The organism is Methanococcus mangrovi (assembly GCF_054506835.1).
The window spans coordinates 632970-655301 of record NZ_CP197114.1 but is presented as its reverse complement, the minus strand read 5'-3'; the positions used below and the strand labels follow the sequence as shown (position 1 = coordinate 655301).

Sequence of the window (22332 nt, the reverse complement as noted above, 5' to 3'; positions counted from 1 at the left end):
AAATTTGTGATAGTATGGCATATAAAAGTGAATTTTTAGGAACTGAAGACGTTAAAACGCTATTATTTAAACTGTCAATTCCTGCAATGATTGGAATGCTTATAATGGCACTTTATAATGTAGTTGATGGATTTTTTATCGGTAGATGGGTTGGAACTTCAGCATTTACAGGAATATCCTTGATATTTCCATTCCAAATGATAATTTTGGCATTCGGAATTACTTTTGGAATCGGTGGGGCTTCCCTCTTATCAAGAAAACTTGGTGAAGGAGATTTAGACTTTGCAAGAAAAGCTGGAGGAAATGCAATCAGCAGCGTTCTGATTTTATCCATAGTGATAACAATTATTGGAATTATATTCATGGTTCCAATTTTGAACATTCTTGGAACTTCTGCCGATGTATTCCCTTACGCAAAAGACTACTACGAAATAATACTTTACGGAACAGTCTTCAATAGCTACTTAATTGCTGCAAATAACCTTGTTCGTGCAGAGGGAATGGCAAAAGTTGCAATGTTTGCAATGGTTGTCCCTGCAATTATAAACATGATTCTTGATGCACTATTCATTATAGTATTTAATATGGGAATAAAAGGTGCCGCAATTGCAACAGTTTTGTCTCAAATTATCGGTGTAATTTATATTGTAAAACACCAGTTTGGAAAAAATACGAGCATCAAATACGCAATTAATGACTTTATAATTAATTTAAAGATTTTAAAAGAAACATTGTTTATTGGAGCTTCTGAATTTGCAAAACTGATTATGAGCAGCATTCTTTTGATTGTTGGAAATAATCTGCTTGGGATGTATGGTGGAGATATTGCAATTGCAATTTATGGGGTAATAATGAGAATTGGAATGATTACACTTATGCCCGTTTTTGGAATTGTACAGGGGTTCCAGCCGATTGTTGGATATAACTACGGAAAAGGCCAGTTAAATAGGGTCAGCGAATCAATAAAACTCGCGTTAGTTGGAACTACAGGTCTCTGTTTACTTGGATTTATACTTATAATGATATTTCCAGAAAAATTCATCCAGATATTTGTAACTGACCCCGAAGTAATCACACAAGGAGTTTTTGCAACAAGAGCATTTTTCATGTTCTCATTCCTTATCGGGGCTCAGATGGTAATAGGTGGATTATACCAGTCACTTGGTAAAGCAAAACCTGCATTTATGATTTCTTGTGCAAGACAGAGTTTATTCTTACTGCCTACTTTGATAATACTTCCAATATTCTTTGGATTGAATGGAATATGGTTTTCATTCCCAATTGGAGATTTGTTGGGATTCACCCTTGCAAGCGGCATTATCTACAAAGATAGAAAATCATTAAACCTATCTCTTTAAATTCTTAAAAAATTATTTTAAATTTTTATTTTTAAAAAAGTATTTGAAGAAATTTTGAAGTTGAATTTACCAGAACTTCAATTTTGAAAGTATTCCTTTCTTTTCTCCTTTTTCGGTAGTTTGTGATTTCATGTACTGATTTAACGGAACCCTGAGTACGTGAGTTCCATAACACGGCTTTGTATATGGAAAAATTACAAAATCGTCGTCATAACCAACAGGAATTGGGGGCAGTCCAATAAGCATTACTCCATCCAATATTTCATCTCCTGGACTATATTCGCGAATATTTTTGTAATTTTTCTTAATATAATCACTACATTCTTTAAATGAACCTTTTAAGAGAATTTCGTGGTTATAATTATCAATACAAGACATAAAATCACCCAATAGAAAAATTAAAAGTTATTCCATGTATATTGCAGGTTTGTAAGGTATTGCAAATTTCTTTTTGCCCATAATATCTTCACCATTTACAATAACCTCGCAATCAAATTCACTTTCAATAAATGTTTTGGCATTTTCAAGTATTTCTACTTCGCTTATTGCCTTTTTGACACCTATTTTCGTTATTTCATTGATTAATTTCATTACATCTTTTCCGTGTTTCTTGAATTTATCTTCTTTCATCACAAATGGAATAAGTGCTTTTACATTTTTTTCAGCATTTTCATTCATAAATTCAAGGAGATCGTATTTCCAGTCGTCTGCAGTGTATAAATACATTTTTTCAGGGTTAATTTTTGCAACTCCCTTGATATTTCGGATATCTTCCATTACTGATTTGATAAATTCTTCTCCAAGTTCTAAATCTTCATTAATTAATTCTGATTTGATTTTTGGGAATGATTCTTGTGAAATAAATCCTGTGTATCCTAATTTTTCCCAGATTTCTTCACAGAGGTGTGGGGTTACGGGAGAAAGCAATTTCGTCCAGATTTCAACAACTTCTTTTAAAACGCTGTTGTTATCTCCGCCTCTTCTTTTATACCATCTTAAATCGTTAATGAGTTCATAAAACATCAAACCAATTTTTCTTAACTGGAATTCTTCGTATGCAGTTTCTGCACCGTTTATTGAACTATAAGTTTTGTGTAAAAGCCATTTATCAATTAAAGATAATTCTTTTTCAGTTTTTCCTTCTTTCATGACGGATACTGCAAGTTCATACAATTTTATCAAATTATCTCTTGCTTTTTCCATTTCTTTGAATTTAACGTCTGCATCCTGCGGTAGTTCAGCACATGTTGTGATGTAAAACCTTGCAACATCTGCACCGTATTTTTCAGCAACTTCAGAAACCGGTAAAACTGGACCTTTTGATTTTGAGAGCTTTTTACCCTCGATTGTAACGTATCCGTTTATTTCAATTCCTTTTGGCCAATGTTCTCTTCCAAATAGTGCAACGTGGTTGAATATCATGAATGTGAGGTGATTTGGAATTAAATCTTTTGCAGAACATCTCCAGTCAAGCGGATAGTAGTATAAGAATTCTTTTCTCATTTCTTCAATTGTTTCTGTTGGAATTTTTGAATTTTTAGCTATTTCTTCAACATTTCCTTTTCCAAGATAAACGTAATCGAATAATTCTGGAATAAGCTGTTCTGGAGTTAATCCTTCATTTATAAATCTTGCAATTGTGTAATATGCCATGTAAATTGTACTGTCAGACAATGATTCAATAATCCAGTTTTCATCAAATGGTAATATTGTTCCAAGCCCTCTTTTCCTTGCACAGGCTTTGTCCTTCATCCAATCGACTTTGTTGTGGAATTCCTGCCTTATGTTTTCAGGTGCAAAGTTCATGCTGTCAATGCATTCGTGTGCAAGTTTTTTCCAGTTTTCATCAGAATAGTTAATAAACCACTGTCCTTTCACGGTTTTTATAATACACTTTTCACCGCACCTACAAACAACTTTCTGCTCTGAAAACTCGTACATTATTTCTGCAATGTTTGAATTTAGGTAATCTTTTGTTAATTTTTCTTTAATGTCCTTTACAGAAATTCCTGCGTATTCTCCGCAGTTTTCATTTAATTTTCCCTTGTGGAATTCGTCCTTGTAGATTTTACTCGTTGCTTGTTCAAGTAATTCATCATCATTTTGGTCTTTAACACCTAATTTTTCCACAATCTCTTTTGCAGGATATTTATCGTATCCTTCAATTTCGATTAATGGAATAAGACCTACTTCTTCGATTTTTCCAAGGTCCCTTAAAGCAACGTAGTCGTATGGAGCGTGTGCTGGAACACTCATTACGCATCCGGTTCCAATCCCCATTTCAACGAAATCTGCGGGGAGAAGCGGAACTTCTTTTTTAGTAACGGGGTTTTTGATTTTTAAACCAATTAATTCGCTTCCATTAATTTCTTTTAAAATTTCAATTTTTCTATCCTGTTCTTTTAATTTATATGCACACTCTTTTCCGACAATCCAAATTCCGTTGTATTTTAAATCAACGTCTTCGCTATCCAATTTCTGGATTTCATCGTGTACTTCTGCCATTACATAAATTTCATTTGGATTAACCCATGCATTGGTTACACCAAAGACTGTTTCAGGCCTTAAAGTTGCCATTGGCATTATTATTTCGTTTCCGTCAAATTCAGAAGTAAATTTGATTAAGCTGTATTCTACGGTTGTTGATTCTTCACCGTGGAGTAAATCGTGGTCTTCTACAGGGTTTTCACATTTTGGACAGTATCTTACAGGGTGGGAACCTTTTGTAATTTTACCCATTTCTTTTAATTTATAAAACTGCCATTCTATGAATTTACTGAATACTTTATCGTCAGTTTTAAAGTTTCTTCTCCAGTCGAGTGAAAATCCCATTCTTTTAAATGCTTCTGTTGCTTTTTTTGAAAAGCATTCAACTATTGCTTCAGGAGTGTCCAATTTTAAGAGTTCATCCATTGGAATGTTGTGTAAATTGTTGTAAGCCCAAATAATATCTTCTTTTCGTTCTTTAATCTGGTTTGCAAGACCTAAAATCGGAGTTCCGGTAACGTGGAATCCAAAGGTCCAGAGCACGTTTTTATTTTTCATTCTCTGGTATCTTGCAATTGTTTCGGGAATTGTAAATGTTCTTAAGTGTCCTGCATGAAGTACCCCGTTAAGGTAGGGGAATGCAGCAGTTATGAAAAATTTATCCCTTAAATCGTGTTCAGCTTCAAAAATTTTAGCTTCTGTCCATTTTTTCTGCCATTTATCCATTATTTGAATTAAATCAACAGACTTATGACATTCGTTTACATTTACTTCGTTTTGATCCATATTCTCACTCTTTTACCTTAAATCTATCTTCCAATTGTTTATGCAAACATTATGCAAACATCAAAAACATTTTAAAAATAAAAATTAAATTTAATCAAATACTCATCAATTTAGCAATATTTTCACAAATTATATAAATATATTTTATAAATAGTCTGTCATGTTATGTATATGCATTAAATACTTATGTAAGTTATTTTACTGCTTATTTTATATCAAAACCATATAATCTACCAAATTTAAAACACGTCAATTCTGAATGTAATTATTTACGGTGAAAAAAATGGAATTTTCTGAATGGTATAGCGACATATTAGAAAAAGCCGGAATTTACGACTTAAGATACCCTATAAAAGGATGCGGGGTCTATTTACCATACGGTTTTAAAATCAGAAGATATTCTCTTGAAATTTTGAGAAAATTGCTCGATGAAACGGGCCACGATGAAACACTCTTTCCAATGTTAATTCCTGAAAATTTGCTTGCAAAAGAAGGAGAACACATCAAAGGATTTGAAGATGAAGTTTTCTGGGTAACTCATGGTGGAAAAACTCCTTTGGAAGTAAAACTCGCGTTAAGGCCTACTTCTGAAACCACAATGTACTACATGATGAAACAGTGGATTAAAGTACACACTGACCTTCCATTAAAACTTTATCAGGTTGTAAACACATTCAGGTACGAAACAAAGCATACAAGACCATTAATCAGGTTGAGAGAAATAATGAGTTTTAAAGAAGCTCACACCGCTCACGCAACAAGAGAAGAATGTGATGCTCAGATTAAAGAAGCGCTAAATCTTTACGGAAAATTCTTTGATGAAATCGGTGTTCCATACGTAATTTCTAAAAGGCCTGAATGGGATAAATTCCCTGGAGCAGACTACACAATGGCATTTGACACCATATATCCAGATGGAAAAACAATGCAGATTGGAACAGTTCACAATTTAGGGCAAAACTTTGCAAAGACTTTCGAACTTGAATTTGAAACTCCTGATGGCGAAAAAGATTTCGTGTACCAAACATGCTACGGAATTTCTGATAGGGCAATTGCCTCATTGATTTCAGTTCACGGTGACGAAAAAGGACTCGTAATTCCAGTAGATGTTGCACCAATCCAGATTGTTCTTATTCCGTTATTATTCAAAGGAAAAGAGAAAATTGTAATGGACAAAATTAAAGAATTAAACAATACCTTAAAATCAGAATTCAGAGTTCATTTAGACGATAGAGACATTAGACCTGGAAGAAAATACAACGACTGGGAAATAAAAGGGGTTCCATTAAGAATTGAAATTGGACCAAGAGATATTGAAAACGGACACGCATTAATTGTTAGAAGGGATACTGGAGAAAAAATAACAGTTGAATATTCAAATATTTTAGAAGAAGTTGAAAAAATAGTTTCTTCATACAAAAAAGACTTGAAAACACGCGCTGAAGAAAAAATTAAAAGTTTTATCACTGTCGTAGACTTTGAAAGCGATGTAAATGCACTTTCAGAAAAAGTTAAAACTGCACTCATGGAAAATAAAGGAATAATATTAATTCCATTCAATGAATCAATATACAATGAAGAATTTGAAGAACTGATTGATGCATCAGTTTTAGGTCAAACTACATATGATGGAAAAGACTATATTTCAGTTGCTCGAACTTACTAATAATTTCAAAAATTCAAGCCAAATTTCTTTTATTTTTTAAAATCGATGAGTATATAAAGCATTTATTATAAATTGAATTATATTAAGTGGTGATAAGATGATATCCAACAGCGAATACCATAAAGAGTATATGAAAGGAACGACCACCGTAGGATTACTTTGTAAGGATGGCGTCGTTTTAGCTACTGATAAAAGGGCTACTATGGGCAATCTTATCGCGGATAAAGAAGCGAAAAAGTTATATAAGATTGATGACTACATAGCAATGACTATAGCTGGAAGTGTTGGTGATGCTCAGTCACTCATCAGGATTATTTCTGCAGAAGCAAAAATATACAAGATGAGAACTGGAAACAATATGACTCCTCTTTCATGCACTACATTAATAAGTAACGTCTTGCATGGTAACAGACACTACCCTCTTTTAACACAATTAATACTCGGCGGATACGACCTGATTAACGGAGCTAAACTGTTCTCACTCGATCCAGTTGGGGGCATTAATGAAGAATCTTCATTCACTGCCACAGGGTCAGGTTCACCTACTGCTTACGGAGTACTTGAAGCAGAATACCGATCTGATGTCACAATTGACAAAGGATTATTAATTGCTGTAAAAGCCCTTTCATCCGCCATGCAGAGAGATGCATACTCAGGAAATGGTATTTCCTTAGCTCATGTCAATAAAGATGGAGTAAACATATACTCAGACGAAGAAATTGAAAGTTTTTTGAAAAAAATCAGCAAAAAAAGATAAATTAAAAAATATACTACCTTAACATATACTATTGAAAAGTATTCTTTTCAAATTTTTTTTAAGATTTAACACAAATTAATCAATTTTATAGGCGTTTCTAGAATTTAAACAGAGATATTATTAGGAGGGACTATTTTGTCAGCTGAAGATATATTAAACGAGATAAAGGCGCAGGTTATAAACAAAGCCCCTGGAAATGCGGTTATTACTGACGTCGAATTTGAAGGTTCAGAAGTAGTTATCTATGCAAAAAACCCAGAACTTTTTTCAAACAATCTTATCAAAGAATTTGCAAGAGATTTTAGAAAAAGACTTGCAATTCGACCGGATCCATCTGTTTTAGTCGAACCCGATATCGCGAAAGATAAAATTTTAAAAATAGTTCCAGAGGATGCTGAAATTACAAACTGTATTTTCGATGCAAATACTGGTGAAGTAATAATCGAATCTAAAAAACCAGGGTTAGTAATTGGAAAAGAAGGATCAACCCTTGAAGATATTAAAAAAGCAATTCAATGGGCCCCAAAACCAGTTAGAACCCCGCCAATTCCATCAGATACAATTAAAGCCATCAGAGCTACAATGTATCGAGAAAGAGCAGATGTAAAAGATATTTTGAGAAGAATCGGAAGAAGAATCCATAGGGATGTAAAACTCAGGGATGACTGCTGGATTAGAACCTCATTTTTAGGTGGAAGTAGAGAAGTTGGAAGAACTTGCCTTTACCACCAGACTCCAGAAAGCAGAATCCTGGTTGATTGTGGTATTAATATTGCTGTTGAAGACGAAAAAGCATTCCCTCATTTTGATGCACCGGAATTTTCAATTGAAGAAATAGATGCAGTTGTAGTAACACACTCACACCTTGACCACTGCGGATTTATTCCAGGATTATTTAGATACGGTTACGATGGACCTGTTTACTGTACAAAACCAACAAGAGACTTGATGACTCTTTTACAGAAAGATTACGTAGAGATTAGTGAAAAAGAAGGAAAACCAGTTCCATATTCATCAAAAGATATTAAAAACTGTATTAAACACACAATCCCTCTTGATTACGGGGTTACCACAGATATTGCACCTGCAATCAAATTAACACTCCACAACGCAGGACACATTTTAGGTTCAGCAATTGCACACTGTCACGTGGGCGATGGGCTTTATAACGTTGCATATACAGGAGATATTAAATTTGAAGCATCAAGATTATTAGAACCTGCAGTATGCCAGTTCCCACGACTTGAAACATTAATCATTGAATCTACTTACGGAGGATACGACGACGTACTTCCAGAAAGAGATGAAACTGAAAAAGAATTCTTAAGAGTGATTGCTGAAACTATTGCAAGAAAAGGAAAAGCAATAATTCCAGTATTTGGTATTGGAAGAGCTCAGGAATTGATGCTTGTTTTAGAAGAAGGATACAATCAGGGAATTTTCAACGCTCCAGTATATTTAGACGGTATGATCTGGGAAGCAACTGCAATACATACGGCATACCCAGAATATCTCTCTAAAAATATGAGAAACAGAATTTTCCATGAAGGAGATAATCCGTTCCTTTCAGATGTCTTTAAAAAAGTTAAAAATACAAATGACAGAAGAAACATTATCGATAGCGATGAACCAGGAATTATTTTAACAACTTCAGGTATGCTCAGCGGTGGACCGAGTGTTGAATACTTCAAAAACCTCGCAGATAATGAGAAAAACGCAATTGTCTTTGTAGGTTACCAGTCTGAAGGAACTTTGGGTAGAAAAATCCAGAAAGGATTTAAAGAAATCCCATTGATGGGTAAAAACGGAAGAAGTAAAGCGGTTAAAGTAAATCTTTCAGTTCACACCCTTGAAGGATTTTCAGGACACAGTGACAGAAAACAGCTCATAAAATACCTTAGAAAATTAAAACCAATCCCAGACCGTATATTAACCGTTCACGGGGAAGTTTCAAAATGTATCGACCTTGCAAGTACGGCATACAAATTATTTAAGAAAGAAACAAAAGCTCCGATGAATCTCGATTCAATAAGATTAAGATAATTACTATTTTTTATTTTAAGTTTTGAATAATTTGATATACCCCTTTCTTCAAAATTTTATATATAACAAAAGGGGTGGTAAAATGAATTATTTTAAGATATTTGCCATATTTTTGGTCTTGATTGTTCCCATATCTGCAAGCAATGTCGTGCTTGTAAGCGACACGGTTTCAGACTGCGCAAGTGCAAATATCATTCCAACGATTAACGATTCATACGTTGTTATAAACACATCATGGGGAGTTTATGATGACGACGTGCTTGAAAAAATATTAAACGAAAATCCTGAAAACGTAATAATAGTCGGCGGAACTGTTGCAGTTCCTTCTGAATATGATACGCAATTAGAAGATGCAGGAATAACTGTTGAAAGAATATACGGCCTTGACAGGTATCAAACAAATAAAAACGTGCTTTTAAAATTTAAAAATCAAATTCAGGATAGAAATATGTGGATAGTTTATGGGGACGATGATAGGCCAGAATTCTGCAGTGCTGGAAACTACATTGTAGTTCTCTCAAACGGTACTGCATTATCCATCGATGATGACGATTTAGAAGACTTTGATCCAAAAACCGTTACAATCATGGAAACTCCAGTGTTTAATTCAAATAATGTAATGTCGAGACTTCAAAATCAGGGATTTTCTGTAAGTACTCAGGCCATGCCCGAAAGTGTCTTAAATAGAACCGTTTATCGAAAAATGGAACAGTTACAACTCCAAATTGAAACTATGGAACAGCTTGGAATAAATTGTACTCCACTTAGAAATGATTTAAATTCGATAAATAATTCCATAAGAAATCAGAACTTAGAACAAGCTTATGCTGGAGAAATAGTTCTTGAAAGAAATGTATTAAGTTATAAACATTTGAACAGGCAAGTCTACTGGAACGGGCCAAAAAGTACCTCTAATTCCAAAAACGGCTTGGGAAACAACAATTAAATAATTTAATATACCATTAAACAATAATACTCTTTTATTACCTTTAAAACATTTAGAGGGATTCTATGAACATGTTTAAAAAGCTAGTTTTATTAATGGTAGTATTAATGCCAGTTTCGTATGCAAGTGATGTTATTTTAGTAAGCGATAACTTTGCGGACAAACTCGTAGCTCAGACGATTGCTGACGAACTCGATGAATTTGAACTTGTTGAGTCCCCATGGGGAAATTTCAGCAATGATACATTAAATGAAATATTGAATTATACTCCTGAAAATGTAGTAATAATTGGCGGAACGGTTGCAATTCCTGAAAATTATACAACTGCATTGGAAAGCGAAAACATTTCCGTTGAAAGAATCAACGGTTCTGACAGGTTTGAAACAAACAACCTTACAATAAACAGGTTTAAAGACTTATTTGTTAACAAAACAATTTTAATCGTTTATGCTAATGGTACAAACGATACATACGGAAATATCACGAACGTGACATTCGTACTAACTGACGGAAACAAAACATCAGTTAGCGAAGAAGACATGGAAAATATGTCTGACAACATCACGGTTTTAGAAGATGCTGCATACAACTACAGCGGACTTTTATCAAGACTTCAAAACCACGGATTCCAGGTAAGTACTGCTGCAATGCCAGGAAATGTTTTAAAAGCAAAAATTGAAAGAAGAATGAACACAATTCAAACAACTCTTCAAGCTTTAGAACAGAACGGTATTAATACATCAGAACTTGATGCTAAATACGGTGCATTGTGTGATGCATATAACGGCGGAAACTACACTCAAGCTTACGCTCTTGCAATCCAGTTAGACGATGACTTAAAAGCTAATCAGTACAAAACAAACGCCAATGTCAAAGTAAAAACAACCGTTAAAGTAAAAACAAACAACGGTAAACCTTCAGACGATGACTCTGATGATGACGAAGAAGAAACCGAAGATGAAGAAAACAACGAAACTTCAGAATAATCTTTGAAAAATTTCATAATATTTAATATATTTTTTTCAGTTACTTTTTTTAAATCCATTTCACAATATAATTACATTGGTGAAATGATGAACGTGAAATTTATAGTTATAACAATATTATTCATTTCAATTTTAACAGCCCATGCATGGGACGACTGCCCATTTGGAGTTACAAATTCATCCTGTAACTTTCCGGGAGCCTGTGGAAGGTACATAGATACAAATAATAACCAGATATGTGACCATTCAGAGCCAGTTCCTGGAAATTTAAATGATGTTGTTCAGGGAGGTTCTGAAAATGCAAGCTATGATGAATTGGTGGAATTATATGTGCCGATGACGGGAAAAGAACTGAAAACTTACACGATTGAAGAAGTTTGCGAGTATTACCAGATACCTCCGGAATCTTTAAAAGTTAAATTAGGTATTGAGGTAAATAACGATGTTACAATCGACCAGGTTCGTTCAATTTATGGTTTATCCGTTACTGAAATAAAATATGCAATATTTGACTGCATGGTAGAAGAAGACCTTATAAATATCACTGAAAATACTATTTCAGTAGAAAATAAGTCTTTTTCAGAAAGAATAATTGATTTTTTATTTACATGGATTGATTTAAGAAGTTTTTGGTGAATTAAATGAAAATTAGTTTCCAATTATTGAGAAATCTGATTAAAACTTCCTTTTTAGGTTATTTTTTAGTGAATAATAGTTTTTGTCTCTGTATTGTAGGTTTTGTTCAAAGAATTCTTCTAACCTTCAATTTAAACGAGATTACACCACAATTAATTGGATTTTCCACAATTTCAGTTGTTTTTGGGAGGCTTTTTTGTGGATTTATCTGCCCATTTGGAATCATCTTTGAATGGACATACAAATTAAAAATGAAAATAAATAATTCAAAAATACTCCCAAAAGTAAATCCGAAAATTCATGAAAAATTGATTTATTTAAAATATATCCTACTAATAATCGGGTTTTATTTGACTTTTAAATATGCAACTTACGCGATTTGTGGAGTGTGTCCTATTGGATCGTTTGCAAGCCTAAATGGAACGATAATTTCATTTATACTTCTTGGATTATTCTTAATTGGTGGATATTTTATACCGATGTTTTTCTGCAGGTATTTCTGCCCGATTGGAGCACTTCTTGGAATTTTATCCATAAAACCAGTCTTTAAAATAAAGTCCAACGATAAATGTAATACTTGCAGGCTTTGTGAGATGAAATGCCCAATGCAAATTGATATACTTGACAACATGGATGAAAAAGAATGTATCAGGTGTTTCCAGTGTGTAACTGCCTGTAAAAAAGGTGGAATAAAATACGAAAAATAATTTTTACAGTTTACTTTTTTTAATTTCGAAATAAAAAAATAGAAAAAAAATTTAAGATTTTTTAATTTTATCCAATGTATACAAATCTTGCTGCAAAGATGATTGCAAGTAAATATACGATTGGGTGTACTTCTTTTGCACGTCCTGCAATTATTTTGATTAAGGGGTAGAAAATAAACCCTAATTGAAGTCCTGTTGCAATACTGTATGTTAATGGAATTGTAATTAATGCAATAAATGCAGGAACTGATTCTGTAATGTCCTCTAAATCAATTCTTTTTATTGCTGAAATCATTAAAGCTCCAACAATGATTAATGCAGGAGCTGTCGCGTATGCAGGAATTGCTGCAACAAATGGTGAGAAGAATATCGAAAGTAAGAACAATGCAGCAACTACAACTGAAACAAACCCAGTTCTACCACCAACCCCTATACCTGAAGCCGATTCAATATAGCTTGTAACTGTTGAAGTACCAAGAGCGGCCCCAACAGCAGTTGCAACGGAGTCAGACATTAATGCTTTTTCTGCTTTTGGAAGTTTTCCCTCTTTTAAGTATCCTGCCTGTGAACTCAGAGCACTTAAAGTTCCAAGTGTATCAAATAAATCCACGAAGAAGAATGCCAAAATTATATTTAAAAGACCAAAGCTAAGAGCTCCCATAACATCCATCTGCATTAGCGTTGGTGCGAGTGATGGGGGCATTGAAACTAAACCTACGGGAAGTGCTGAAACACCAAGTCCCATTCCAATTATTGCGGTTAGAATAATACCCCAGAGAATTGCACCGGTTACTTTTCTTGCCATCATTGCAGCAGTTGCAAATAAGCCAAATAGTGCTAAGAACGTTGCAGGTGAAAGAACGTTTCCAAGACCTACCAAAGTAGCTTCGTTTGCAACGATAACTCCTGCAGATTTTAAACCAATGAACGCAATAAATAACCCGATACCAACTGCAGTACCGTATTTTAACGCATCAGGTATCGCGTCAAATATCCATGTTCTAATTTTAGTCAATGTTAACAAAATAAATAAAATACCAGAAATAAAAACAGCACCAAGAGCAGTCTGCCAGCTCAAGCCCATACCGATAACTACACCAAATGTAAAGAATGCGTTTAAACCCATTCCTGGCGCGAGTGCAAACGGATATTTAGCATAAACACCCATTATAAACGTACCGAGTGCAGCAGAAATACAAGTTGCAACCATTACTGCTCCAAAATCCATTCCCGCGAGACTTAAAATCGACGGGTTTACAAATATAATGTACGCCATGGTCATAAAAGTTGTAACTCCAGCCATGGTCTCTACTTTGAAGTTTGTGTTGTGTTCTTCAAACCCAAAGTACTTAGCCAAAAAATTTGCCATAACTTCACCCCAATTAATTAATATATAATATAAGCAACTATTATGATATAAAGATTACATTTCAATCATAAAATTTAGAAATTTAGTGATAATGATGTTTAAAAGAGAAGAAATCATTGAAATGGCCAACAAAGACTTTGAAAAAGCATGGATTGAAACTAAAAGTCTTATAAAAGCTAAAAAAATAAACGAAAGCTATCCAAGAATAAAACCAGTTTTTGGAAAAACACACCCTGTAAACGACACTATTGAAAATCTAAGACAGGCTTATTTAAAAATGGGTTTTGAAGAATATATAAATCCAGTAATTGTAGATGAAAAAGATATTTATAAACAGTTTGGCCCAGAAGCAATGGCAGTTTTGGATAGATGCTTTTATTTAGCTGGACTTCCACGACCTGACGTTGGTTTGAGCGATGAAAAAATTTCACAGATTGAAAAACTTGGAATTAAAGTTTCTGAACACAAAGAAAGTTTACAAAAAATACTTCACGGATACAAAAAAGGAACACTTGACGGTGACGATTTAGTCTTAGAAATTTCAAATGCACTTGAAATTTCAAGCGAAATGGGTTTAAAAATTTTAGAAGAAGTATTCCCTGAATTTAAAGATTTAACTGCAGTTTCTTCAAAATTAACTTTGAGAAGCCATATGACCTCAGGATGGTTCCTTACTGTTTCAGACTTAATGAACAAAAAGCCGCTTCCATTTAAACTCTTTTCAATCGATAGATGCTTTAGAAGAGAACAAAAAGAAGATAAAAGCCACTTAATGACATATCACTCTGCATCATGTGCAATTGTTGGCGAAGGCGTGGATATTAACGATGGAAAAGCAATTGCAGAAGGGCTTTTGTCACAGTTTGGATTTACAAACTTCAAATTTATTCCTGATGAAAAGAAAAGTAAATATTATACTCCTGAAACACAGACTGAAGTCTATGCATACCACCCAAAATTAAAAGAATGGCTTGAAGTTGCTACTTTTGGAGTATATTCTCCAGTTGCATTAAGCAAATACGGAATAGATGTTCCAGTCATGAATTTAGGACTTGGTGTTGAAAGACTTGCAATGATTTCTGGAAACTTTGCAGATGTTAGAGAAATGGTATACCCACAGTTTTACGAACACAAACTTGATGACAGAGCTGTCGCTTCAATGGTAAAACTCGATAAAGTTCCAGTAATGGATGAAATTTACGATTTAACAAAAGATTTAATTGATTCATGTGTTAAAAACAAAGATTTAAAATCCCCTTGTGAATTAACCATTGAAAAAACATTTTCTTTTGGAAAAACCAAGAAAAATGTAAAAATAAATATTTTCGAAAAAGAAGAAGGTAAAAACTTACTCGGACCTTCAATTTTAAACGAAATCTACGTTTACGACGGAAATGTAATTGGAATTCCTGAAAGCTTTGATGGAGTAAAAGAAGAATTTAAAGACTTTTTAGAAAAAGGAAAATCAGAAGGTATTCCAACAGGCATTCGATATATCGATGCGCTCTGCTTTAAAATTACTTCAAAATTAGAAGAAGCATTCGTTTCAAACACGTCTGAATTCAAAGTTAAAGTTCCAATTGTCAGAAGTTTAAGCGACATTAACTTAAAAATCGATGATATCGCATTAAAACAGATAATGAGCAAAAATAAAGTAATCGACGTTAGAGGCCCGGTCTTTTTAAATGTCGAAGTAAAAATTGAATAATTAATTTTTTATTTTTTTAATTTTAATTAAATTTTAAAAAATGAATTTATTTTTAAATTTCTGCAATCAATTCTCTTATTGCATCTTCGACGTTTTTAGCTTTTACAACACCTGATGCGAGCAAAACACCGTTTGTTCCAAGTTCAAGCGCAGATTTTACATCTTCTCCTTTTGAAATTCCTGCACCGCACAATATTTCAACGTTTTTGTTAATTTCTCGAACTTCTCGAACAGTTCCAGATACAACTTCAGGATTTGCTTTTGAAACAGGTATTCCGCTTCCAATTAATTCTGGAGGTTCTACTGCAATTGAAGTTGGATTTAACGCAGAAACTGCTTTTGAAACAGGTATATTATTTGTACAGACAACGGTTTTTAATCCAAGTTTATTTGAAATTTCAATACATTTTTCAAGGTCTGCAAGAAGCATTCTTCTTTCAGAGTGGTTTAAAAGAGTTCCGGTAACTCCCGCATCTTTTAATGCATCGGGCAATATGTGACCAGTGCTGCTTCCAGGAGTTACAGCATCCATGTGTTGCGCGTATACCGGGATGTTTACTTCTTCTAAAATCATTCTTAAATCTAAAAATTGAGGTGCTACCCCAATAGTAACTCCAGACTCTTCTGAAACTTTTTCTGCAGCTTTTGCAATTGCTAAACCGCTTTTACCAACGCTTTCCGTGTAAGTTTTGTAATTTATGATTACATTTGGCTTGATAGTACCACCGCCCTTAATTATAATAATCTTTTTAAAAAAATTAATATTTATAGGTAACTTTTTGAAAAAAGGAGAAATTTAGATTTTTATTTCTTTTAATGCTTCTTTTACTTCTGCATCTTCGTGAACGATTTTACAAATTGCACTTGTAATTCCTTTGACATCTTTGTGCTGGAACACATTTCTTCCAGAAGCCACTCCTTTTCCGCCTGCGTGCATTGCATCTTTTACCATCTGCAAGAATTCTTCATCAGTATTTGTTTTAGGGCCGCCTGCAATAACAATTGGAGCAGGGCATCCTTTTACTACTTCCCTGAATGAATCGATATCCCCAGTGTAATTTGTTTTGATAATATCTGCACCAAGTTCTGCACCGAGTCTTGCAGCGTGAGCAACTACTTCAGGGTCTTTTTCATCTTTAATTTTTGGACCTCTTGGGTACATCATTGCAATTAAAGGCATTCCCCAGTGTTCGCAGGTTTCTGAAATTAAACCTAAATCCCTGTACATTTCAAAGTCAGTTTCTGCACCGACGTTTACGTGTAATGAAACTGCATCTGCACCGAGTCTCATTGCATCTTCAACTGTTGTTACGATTACCTTTTTATTTGGGTCAGGTGAAATTGAAGTTCCTGCGGACATGTGTATGATTAACCCGATATCTCTTCCGTATCCCCTGTGGCCGTGTCTTACAAGTCCTTTGTGACCTAAAACTGCGTTTGCTCCACCATCTGCTACTGCGTTTGTTGTGGTTCGCATATCTTTTATACCATCAAGTGGCCCCGATGAAACACCGTGATCCATTGGAATTATTACAGTTTTTTCACTTTTTTTATCGAATATTCTTTCTAATCTGATTAATTTTCCTACATTTTTTATATTGTCAAACATTTTCATAAACAATCACCATTAAAACGTGTATAGAGTCTTCTTTAGAGATATAGTATATAGTATGGAGAATATACTCTTGTCATTAAATTCTTAAAATCTGCAAAACACCGCAATCGTACTTTTTTACGAATACAGTTTCAATTAAACAAACAATTCTCAGCAGTTAATAATACCACTGGTATGAAAAAAACAAACTAAACCCTAATGCGCCACATAATTTATTAACTATACAATTCAAGTTCCTGATGCTACTCTGCGTATGCGTCATTTTTCATCCCTCTTTTTTTGTATTTAATTTTTACTCATGTTTTTATTTTTTTATTTTACAGAAATTCATCTGCCCATATTAATATATATATTTTCCGATTTTGTTCATTCAAAAATAAACAACAAATACGACAGGACAAATATTTTTTTAATTTATACTATCCGGTAAATGTCCACTGGAATATTTACGGACTTTTTCTTGTGGAATTCATAAATTGCAGGAATTCTAAAGTCTGCCTGAAAAATATTCGTGATTTCTCGCCCTTTTTCCTTAACATAATTTATTAAAAAATCCCTCGTTGCAGTATTGTGTATCGTGTAAACTACATCCCCGATTTCAAACGCCTTATCTAAAAAAATCCTGTCAGCATACTTTTTTTGCGACCCGAAAGGTGGATTTTGAATAACTACCTTTTTTAAATTATTAAAATCGGAAAAACTATCTTCAAAATATTTTTTATCGATATTTTTAACATCGGAATTTAAAAAATCGACCTTTAAATCTAACTTTGATTCATTGTTTAAATTTTTTAAATTTTCTTTTGCAGTGTCAATTGTTTCATTATCAATATCAATTCCTACCGCATGTTCTGCACCAAGAACTTTAGCACCGATTATAAGTCTACCACTGCCACATCCAAGGTCAATTACGAAACTGCCTTCAATATCTTCTTTAGCAAACAATAAAAACTCGCTTGCAAGGTTTCCTTCGATAGAATACTGTTCGAGATGTGCTTTTGGTTTTGGATGCGGTTTTAAATTGTCGAGTAATATTTCAAGATGTCTTTTTTTCATTAAAATCCCAAAAAATCTTATAAGAACTGATTAAATTACAAGTATAAAAAAGCATTATTAAAACGTTTAAATCTGCTAAAAGTTAAATAAAAAAATAAGTAATGTAAATTTAAGCTAAAATTATTCTATATCTATTCCGGTTCTCTTAGCTTTTTCTGCCTTTGGAAGGGTTACAATTAACATTCCATTTTCAAATTTAGCAGAAGAGTTTCCTTCTTTAACTGGAGCAGGTAATTTTATTGTTTTATAAATCTCTTCATCTTCTGGAACTTCGGAATAAATTATTTTTTCTGATTCCATTATTGCCATTGGAGCTCTTTTAGCACGCAATTCGAGGGTTTCTCCAACTGCATTGATTACTATGTCGTTTTTATTTACTCCGGGAACCATTGCAATGACCTTAATTGTTTCATCGCCCTCAATTAACGTTACAGGCATAAAACCTTTTCCACTGATTTCTAATCCCATGGAACTCATTTGAAACATTGATTTTCCCATAGGACTTCCAAAACCTTCCATTGGAATACCCATGCCAAAAACCTTAAAGATTTCTGAAAATGGGTCTTTTGGATCTCTACCAAACATTTTTATCACCCCATTTTTAAATTTCTAAATATTGATTACTTTGAAGTTCTATATAAATCTTTTGGTTATTGAAATGTAAAAACAGCGATTAAATGTAAGATATTTAATATAAAAGAGCGTAAAAGTTGTAATGATAATTCCCAATTGCCGAAAGGTGGAAAATAATGTTTGGAAATTTAAAGGAAAAATTAAACAATACTATTTCAAAATTAAGCGATAAAATTTACATTAAAGGAGATGCTAAAACGGTAGAAGAACCCGTTTTAGATGAAACTCCTGAAAAAAGCATTGAAGATAGTAAAGCACTAATTGAAGAGAATGTAGAAAATTTAAATCAATTAGAAACTGAATCTTTTGAAAAAATGGAAAAAATCGGGTTTTTAGACAAATTAACAATTACAAAAAGTATCAAAAAAGTTCTTGGAAAAGATGTAATCTTAACGGAAAGCGACATTGAAGAAATACTTGAAGAAATGGAAATGGAACTTTTTGAAGCGGATGTTTCATTCGAAGTTGTTGGAGAAATTATTGAATCGTTAAAAAACCAGCTTGTTGGACTTAAAATATCTGCAAAAGCCGACCCTGAAGAAATAACTATAAATGCACTTAAAAAATCGATAAAAGAAATTTTATCTCAGGAAAAAATTGATGTTTTTAAACTTATCGATGAAAAAAAAGAGAAAGGAGAACCTGCAATACTACTATTCGTTGGGATAAATGGAACTGGGAAAACAACATCTATCTCTAAATTAGCATATATTTTAAAAGAAAGAGGATATTCTGCAGTAATGGCTGCAGGCGACACATTTAGGGCTGGTGCCATAGAACAGCTTGAAGAACACGGCAAAAATACAGGCATTAAGGTTATAAAACACCAGAAAGGTGCAGACAGCGCTGCAGTTATTTATGATACGATAAGTCATGCAAAAGCAAAAGGAATAAACGTTGTACTTGCTGACACTGCCGGAAGACAGACTACAAACATTAACTTAATGGATGAAATTAAAAAGGTAGTTCGGGTTACAAAACCAGATTTAATCATATTTGTCGGAGATTCGCTTGCAGGAAACGATGCAATATCACAAGCAGAAGAATTTAACAACGCAATTAATATCGATGGTGCAATCCTTACAAAAACAGATGCTGATGCAAAAGGTGGTGCTGCACTTTCGATTGCATATGCAATTGGAAAACCAATTTTATTCATGGGTGTGGGTCAGAGGTATTCTGATCTTCAAGAATTCGATGTTGAATGGATGGTAAAAAAACTCTTTTCAGAGGAAGAAACTAAATTATCGTCTGAAAGGCAGTTTTAATCGGCAGTAACTACAAGTGGTAAGTTATATAAATCTTAATAAACCTAATTTTTTTAACAATTTACCGGTGGTAGCGTGAATAACAAATTACCTTATATAATAACGGCTTTTGGGATATTTATCAATGTTTTAGGCGGATTTATTGCCACATTTTATGAATTACCCATATTCTTAAATCATTTGGGAACGATACTTTGCGGATTATTGCTCGGGCCTGCAGGCGGAGTAATAACGGGTCTTGTTTCAAATTTAATAATTGGTTCTACAGTTAATTCTGTTTACATCCCTTTTACAATTATAAATGTTGTTGTTGGTTTTGTTGCGGGTTACGCTGCAATCAAGCATGATAGGGAGTTTACTTCTGTAATGCTGCACGCTTTTTTAATATCAATTATAGCTTTGTGTCTTGCAATACCTATAGAACTGTTCATATTTGGCGGACCAATTGACCATACACTCATTTCGTATGCCTCAACAATTACGTCAAATACTGGTTTAAATATGGCTGCAGCCACCTACTTTGCAGAATTTCCACTAATGATTGCAGATATTGTTTTATCCGCGATTTGGGCATATGCCATATTGATGTTCCTCCCAAAAAAAGTTTTAGATGCGTTAAATATTAGCAACGAAAATATCTAACCTTCTTTCAATATTTTTTTATCTGTTTTTAATTTTCATAGCTTTAAACGTTTTTCTGGCTAAAATAACATCCAAAACATAAAAACGCTCCAAAAAATATCACATTTGAAATTTTTAAAATATTTTTATCGGGCGATAAATAATTCATAAATAAAACTGAAAATCCAAGGAGTATCATTAATTTACAGACTGCTAAATGCGTTTTTGGGTATTTTATCATGCTTTTGCCGATCTAATTTTTAAAATGTATTTTGTAAAAATTTTCTCCAAATCATTTACTTACTACCAGATATATCAACCATTCTTTTTCATTTTTTGAAACATTTTATATAATATTTTACCCATATTTAATAGGAAAATCTTTTTCAACTGTTATTAATGTTTTGGAGGAAAATAATGAAAAGAATAATTTTAGGTTTCCAGCACGTGCTCGCAATGTTTGGTGCAACTGTAACTGTTCCTCTTGTTGTGGGTTACGCAATCGGGCTTTCACTTTCTGAAATTGCGTTTTTAATTCAAGCAGTATTGCTTGCAATGGGGATTGCAACACTGCTTCAAACTTATGCAGGTTCAAGATTTCCAATTGTTCAAGGCTCAAGTTTTGCATTTATCCCAGGATTAATTGTAATTGGTTCAAGCATGGGTCTTGCTGCAGTTGAAGGTGCTTTAATCGTTGGTGGTGTAATTGAAGCTGCTACCGGTGCACTTGGATTAATTGGAAAATTAAAAAAGCTTTTTTCGCCGATAGTTACCGGTGTTACAATCATGCTCATCGGATTTAGCCTTGCAGATGTTGCAGTTCAGTACTCATTTAACTACTTTGCAGACCCTGCAGGTAGCTCGATATTGATTTCTGCAATTGTTGCAGCAATAACATTTATAACTACAATCCTTGTTTCATTACAAGCTAAAGGAACCCTAAAAGCAATGCCAATCATTGTAGGGGCAGTTGTTGGATATATTGTAAGCATGTTTTTAGGACTCGTGGACTTTTCAATGATGAACCAGCTCTCATGGTTTGCAATACCTAAACTCATGCCGTGGGGAATGCCTGTTTTTGACATTAATGCAATTATAATATTATTATTCGCATTCATGGTCAGTATAATTGAAAGTGTCGGGGATTATCACGCGATTTCAACGATTGCAGATTTAAAAATAGATGATAATAAAATAAACAGGGGTATCGCTTCAGAAGGTTTCTCCTGTACTCTTGCAGGTCTTTTTGGTGCATGCGGTACAACAAGTTACTCTGAAAACATAGGGCTTGTAGCACTTACCAAAGTTTCAAGTGTTCAGGTTGTACAGATCGGTGCTGTAATATTAATACTCCTTTCATTAATTCCAAAATTCTCAGGTCTTTTAGCTTCAATCCCTGCTCCAGTTTTGGGGGGAATTACAACAGCACTTTATGGTATGATAAGTATTACAGGTCTTAAATTAATAAAAGACAAAGTTGAACTAAATGACAGGAACACACTTATATTAGCAAGCGCACTTGTACTCGGTCTTGGTGCTCCACAACTGCCTGCAGAATTCTTGGGTTTGTTTCCAAAAATCATCTCGAGCATTTTAGAATCAGGAATGGCAGTTGGTGCAATAACCGCAATATTAATGGACCAGTTATTAAAAAAATAATTATGAAAGATAAGTTAAGAAATCAAAGGTG

General features: G+C 33.6%; 20 protein-coding genes. 12 read left to right on the top strand and 8 right to left on the bottom strand.

The window, feature by feature from the left end; genetic code table 11:
• Positions 1-14 precede the first annotated feature (14 nt).
• Positions 15-1358, top strand: coding sequence for an MATE family efflux transporter (locus ACS5L2_RS03560; RefSeq protein ID WP_459202393.1), 1344 nt, complete (start codon positions 15-17; stop codon positions 1356-1358).
• A 66-nt stretch (positions 1359-1424) separates the two neighbouring features.
• Here the strand turns inward: ACS5L2_RS03560 and ACS5L2_RS03555 are convergent, their stop codons facing one another.
• Together ACS5L2_RS03555 and leuS are read right to left on the bottom strand one after the other, a co-directional pair.
• A complete protein-coding gene (locus ACS5L2_RS03555; RefSeq protein WP_459202392.1) occupies positions 1425-1736 on the bottom strand; it encodes a DUF1894 domain-containing protein in 312 nt (103 codons plus the stop codon).
• 27 nt (positions 1737-1763) lie between these two features.
• Positions 1764-4631 (bottom strand): leucine--tRNA ligase, encoded by a 2868-nt coding sequence (gene leuS / locus ACS5L2_RS03550; RefSeq protein WP_459202391.1) that lies wholly within the window; start codon positions 4629-4631, stop codon positions 1764-1766.
• 283 nt (positions 4632-4914) lie between these two features.
• Here leuS and proS point away from each other — a divergent pair, with 283 nt between their 5' ends.
• From proS to ACS5L2_RS03515, 7 genes are all read left to right on the top strand, one after another.
• Positions 4915-6297 (top strand): proline--tRNA ligase, encoded by a 1383-nt coding sequence (gene proS, locus ACS5L2_RS03545; protein ID WP_459202390.1) that lies wholly within the window; start codon positions 4915-4917, stop codon positions 6295-6297.
• A 97-nt stretch (positions 6298-6394) separates the two neighbouring features.
• Complete coding sequence (gene psmB, locus ACS5L2_RS03540; protein WP_459202389.1) at positions 6395-7054, top strand: archaeal proteasome endopeptidase complex subunit beta; 660 nt, start codon at positions 6395-6397, stop codon at positions 7052-7054.
• A gap of 135 nt (positions 7055-7189) precedes the next feature.
• Positions 7190-9097 (top strand): beta-CASP ribonuclease aCPSF1, encoded by a 1908-nt coding sequence (locus ACS5L2_RS03535; protein WP_459202388.1) that lies wholly within the window; start codon positions 7190-7192, stop codon positions 9095-9097.
• Positions 9098-9179: 82 nt separating this feature from the next.
• Entirely contained in the window at positions 9180-10043 is an 864-nt protein-coding gene (locus ACS5L2_RS03530) for a cell wall-binding repeat-containing protein (RefSeq protein WP_459202387.1), read from the top strand.
• Positions 10044-10108: 65 nt separating this feature from the next.
• On the top strand, positions 10109-11029 hold the full coding sequence (locus ACS5L2_RS03525) for a cell wall-binding repeat-containing protein (RefSeq protein WP_459202386.1): 921 nt from the start codon (positions 10109-10111) through the stop codon (positions 11027-11029).
• Positions 11030-11116: 87 nt separating this feature from the next.
• Positions 11117-11665, top strand: coding sequence for a hypothetical protein (locus ACS5L2_RS03520; protein ID WP_459202385.1), 549 nt, complete (start codon positions 11117-11119; stop codon positions 11663-11665).
• A 5-nt stretch (positions 11666-11670) separates the two neighbouring features.
• Positions 11671-12372, top strand: a complete 702-nt coding sequence (locus tag ACS5L2_RS03515) for a 4Fe-4S binding protein (protein ID WP_459202384.1) — start codon at positions 11671-11673, stop codon at positions 12370-12372.
• Between the two features lie 67 nt (positions 12373-12439).
• Here the strand turns inward: ACS5L2_RS03515 and ACS5L2_RS03510 are convergent, their stop codons facing one another.
• Complete coding sequence (locus tag ACS5L2_RS03510; protein WP_459202383.1) at positions 12440-13741, bottom strand: NCS2 family permease; 1302 nt, start codon at positions 13739-13741, stop codon at positions 12440-12442.
• Positions 13742-13835: 94 nt separating this feature from the next.
• Here ACS5L2_RS03510 and sepS point away from each other — a divergent pair, with 94 nt between their 5' ends.
• Positions 13836-15449, top strand: a complete 1614-nt coding sequence (gene sepS, locus ACS5L2_RS03505) for an O-phosphoserine--tRNA ligase (protein ID WP_459202382.1) — start codon at positions 13836-13838, stop codon at positions 15447-15449.
• A gap of 52 nt (positions 15450-15501) precedes the next feature.
• Here the strand turns inward: sepS and tpiA are convergent, their stop codons facing one another.
• From tpiA to ACS5L2_RS03485, 4 genes are all read right to left on the bottom strand, one after another.
• The gene (tpiA, locus tag ACS5L2_RS03500; RefSeq protein WP_459202612.1) at positions 15502-16167 is read right to left on the bottom strand and encodes a triose-phosphate isomerase; all 666 of its coding nucleotides are present in this window, start codon (positions 16165-16167) and stop codon (positions 15502-15504) included.
• 78 nt (positions 16168-16245) lie between these two features.
• On the bottom strand, positions 16246-17064 hold the full coding sequence (locus ACS5L2_RS03495; protein WP_459202381.1) for a 2-amino-3,7-dideoxy-D-threo-hept-6-ulosonate synthase: 819 nt from the start codon (positions 17062-17064) through the stop codon (positions 16246-16248).
• A gap of 414 nt (positions 17065-17478) precedes the next feature.
• Positions 17479-18120 carry an METTL5 family protein gene (locus tag ACS5L2_RS03490; protein ID WP_459202380.1) on the bottom strand — a complete coding sequence of 214 codons (642 nt, stop codon included), beginning with the start codon at positions 18118-18120 and terminating at the stop codon, positions 17479-17481.
• Positions 18121-18240: 120 nt separating this feature from the next.
• The gene (locus tag ACS5L2_RS03485; RefSeq protein WP_459202379.1) at positions 18241-18705 is read right to left on the bottom strand and encodes an Hsp20/alpha crystallin family protein; all 465 of its coding nucleotides are present in this window, start codon (positions 18703-18705) and stop codon (positions 18241-18243) included.
• A gap of 164 nt (positions 18706-18869) precedes the next feature.
• On the opposite strand from ACS5L2_RS03485, the gene ftsY reads away from it, so the two are divergent.
• A complete protein-coding gene (gene ftsY, locus ACS5L2_RS03480) occupies positions 18870-20021 on the top strand; it encodes a signal recognition particle-docking protein FtsY (protein ID WP_459202378.1) in 1152 nt (383 codons plus the stop codon).
• A gap of 75 nt (positions 20022-20096) precedes the next feature.
• A complete protein-coding gene (locus ACS5L2_RS03475; RefSeq protein WP_459202377.1) occupies positions 20097-20663 on the top strand; it encodes a hypothetical protein in 567 nt (188 codons plus the stop codon).
• 43 nt (positions 20664-20706) lie between these two features.
• On the opposite strand, the gene ACS5L2_RS03470 is transcribed toward ACS5L2_RS03475, so the two are convergent.
• Positions 20707-20883 (bottom strand): hypothetical protein, encoded by a 177-nt coding sequence (locus tag ACS5L2_RS03470; RefSeq protein ID WP_459202376.1) that lies wholly within the window; start codon positions 20881-20883, stop codon positions 20707-20709.
• A 176-nt stretch (positions 20884-21059) separates the two neighbouring features.
• Between ACS5L2_RS03470 and ACS5L2_RS03465 the strand changes: the two genes are divergently transcribed.
• Positions 21060-22301: a uracil-xanthine permease family protein gene (locus ACS5L2_RS03465; protein WP_459202375.1), complete on the top strand. Its 1242-nt coding sequence runs from the start codon at positions 21060-21062 to the stop codon at positions 22299-22301.
• Positions 22302-22332: the final 31 nt, after the last annotated feature.

What these genes read in the sequence shown, in the direction of transcription:
- ACS5L2_RS03470 (WP_459202376.1), bottom strand. Translation starts at nt 20,883, where the DNA reads ATGATAAAATACCCAAAAACGCATTTAGCAGTCTGTAAATTAATGATA.
- leuS (WP_459202391.1), bottom strand. Translation starts at nt 4,631, where the DNA reads ATGGATCAAAACGAAGTAAATGTAAACGAATGTCATAAGTCTGTTGAT.
- sepS (WP_459202382.1), top strand. Translation starts at nt 13,836, where the DNA reads ATGTTTAAAAGAGAAGAAATCATTGAAATGGCCAACAAAGACTTTGAA.
- ACS5L2_RS03495 (WP_459202381.1), bottom strand. Translation starts at nt 17,064, where the DNA reads ATGAAAATGTTTGACAATATAAAAAATGTAGGAAAATTAATCAGATTA.
- ACS5L2_RS03515 (WP_459202384.1), top strand. Translation starts at nt 11,671, where the DNA reads ATGAAAATTAGTTTCCAATTATTGAGAAATCTGATTAAAACTTCCTTT.
- psmB (WP_459202389.1), top strand. Translation starts at nt 6,395, where the DNA reads ATGATATCCAACAGCGAATACCATAAAGAGTATATGAAAGGAACGACC.
- ftsY (WP_459202378.1), top strand. Translation starts at nt 18,870, where the DNA reads ATGTTTGGAAATTTAAAGGAAAAATTAAACAATACTATTTCAAAATTA.
- ACS5L2_RS03560 (WP_459202393.1), top strand. Translation starts at nt 15, where the DNA reads ATGGCATATAAAAGTGAATTTTTAGGAACTGAAGACGTTAAAACGCTA.
- ACS5L2_RS03485 (WP_459202379.1), bottom strand. Translation starts at nt 18,705, where the DNA reads ATGTTTGGTAGAGATCCAAAAGACCCATTTTCAGAAATCTTTAAGGTT.
- ACS5L2_RS03510 (WP_459202383.1), bottom strand. Translation starts at nt 13,741, where the DNA reads ATGGCAAATTTTTTGGCTAAGTACTTTGGGTTTGAAGAACACAACACA.
- ACS5L2_RS03530 (WP_459202387.1), top strand. Translation starts at nt 9,180, where the DNA reads ATGAATTATTTTAAGATATTTGCCATATTTTTGGTCTTGATTGTTCCC.
- ACS5L2_RS03525 (WP_459202386.1), top strand. Translation starts at nt 10,109, where the DNA reads ATGAACATGTTTAAAAAGCTAGTTTTATTAATGGTAGTATTAATGCCA.
- ACS5L2_RS03465 (WP_459202375.1), top strand. Translation starts at nt 21,060, where the DNA reads ATGAAAAGAATAATTTTAGGTTTCCAGCACGTGCTCGCAATGTTTGGT.
- proS (WP_459202390.1), top strand. Translation starts at nt 4,915, where the DNA reads ATGGAATTTTCTGAATGGTATAGCGACATATTAGAAAAAGCCGGAATT.
- ACS5L2_RS03520 (WP_459202385.1), top strand. Translation starts at nt 11,117, where the DNA reads ATGAACGTGAAATTTATAGTTATAACAATATTATTCATTTCAATTTTA.
- ACS5L2_RS03555 (WP_459202392.1), bottom strand. Translation starts at nt 1,736, where the DNA reads ATGTCTTGTATTGATAATTATAACCACGAAATTCTCTTAAAAGGTTCA.
- ACS5L2_RS03490 (WP_459202380.1), bottom strand. Translation starts at nt 18,120, where the DNA reads ATGAAAAAAAGACATCTTGAAATATTACTCGACAATTTAAAACCGCAT.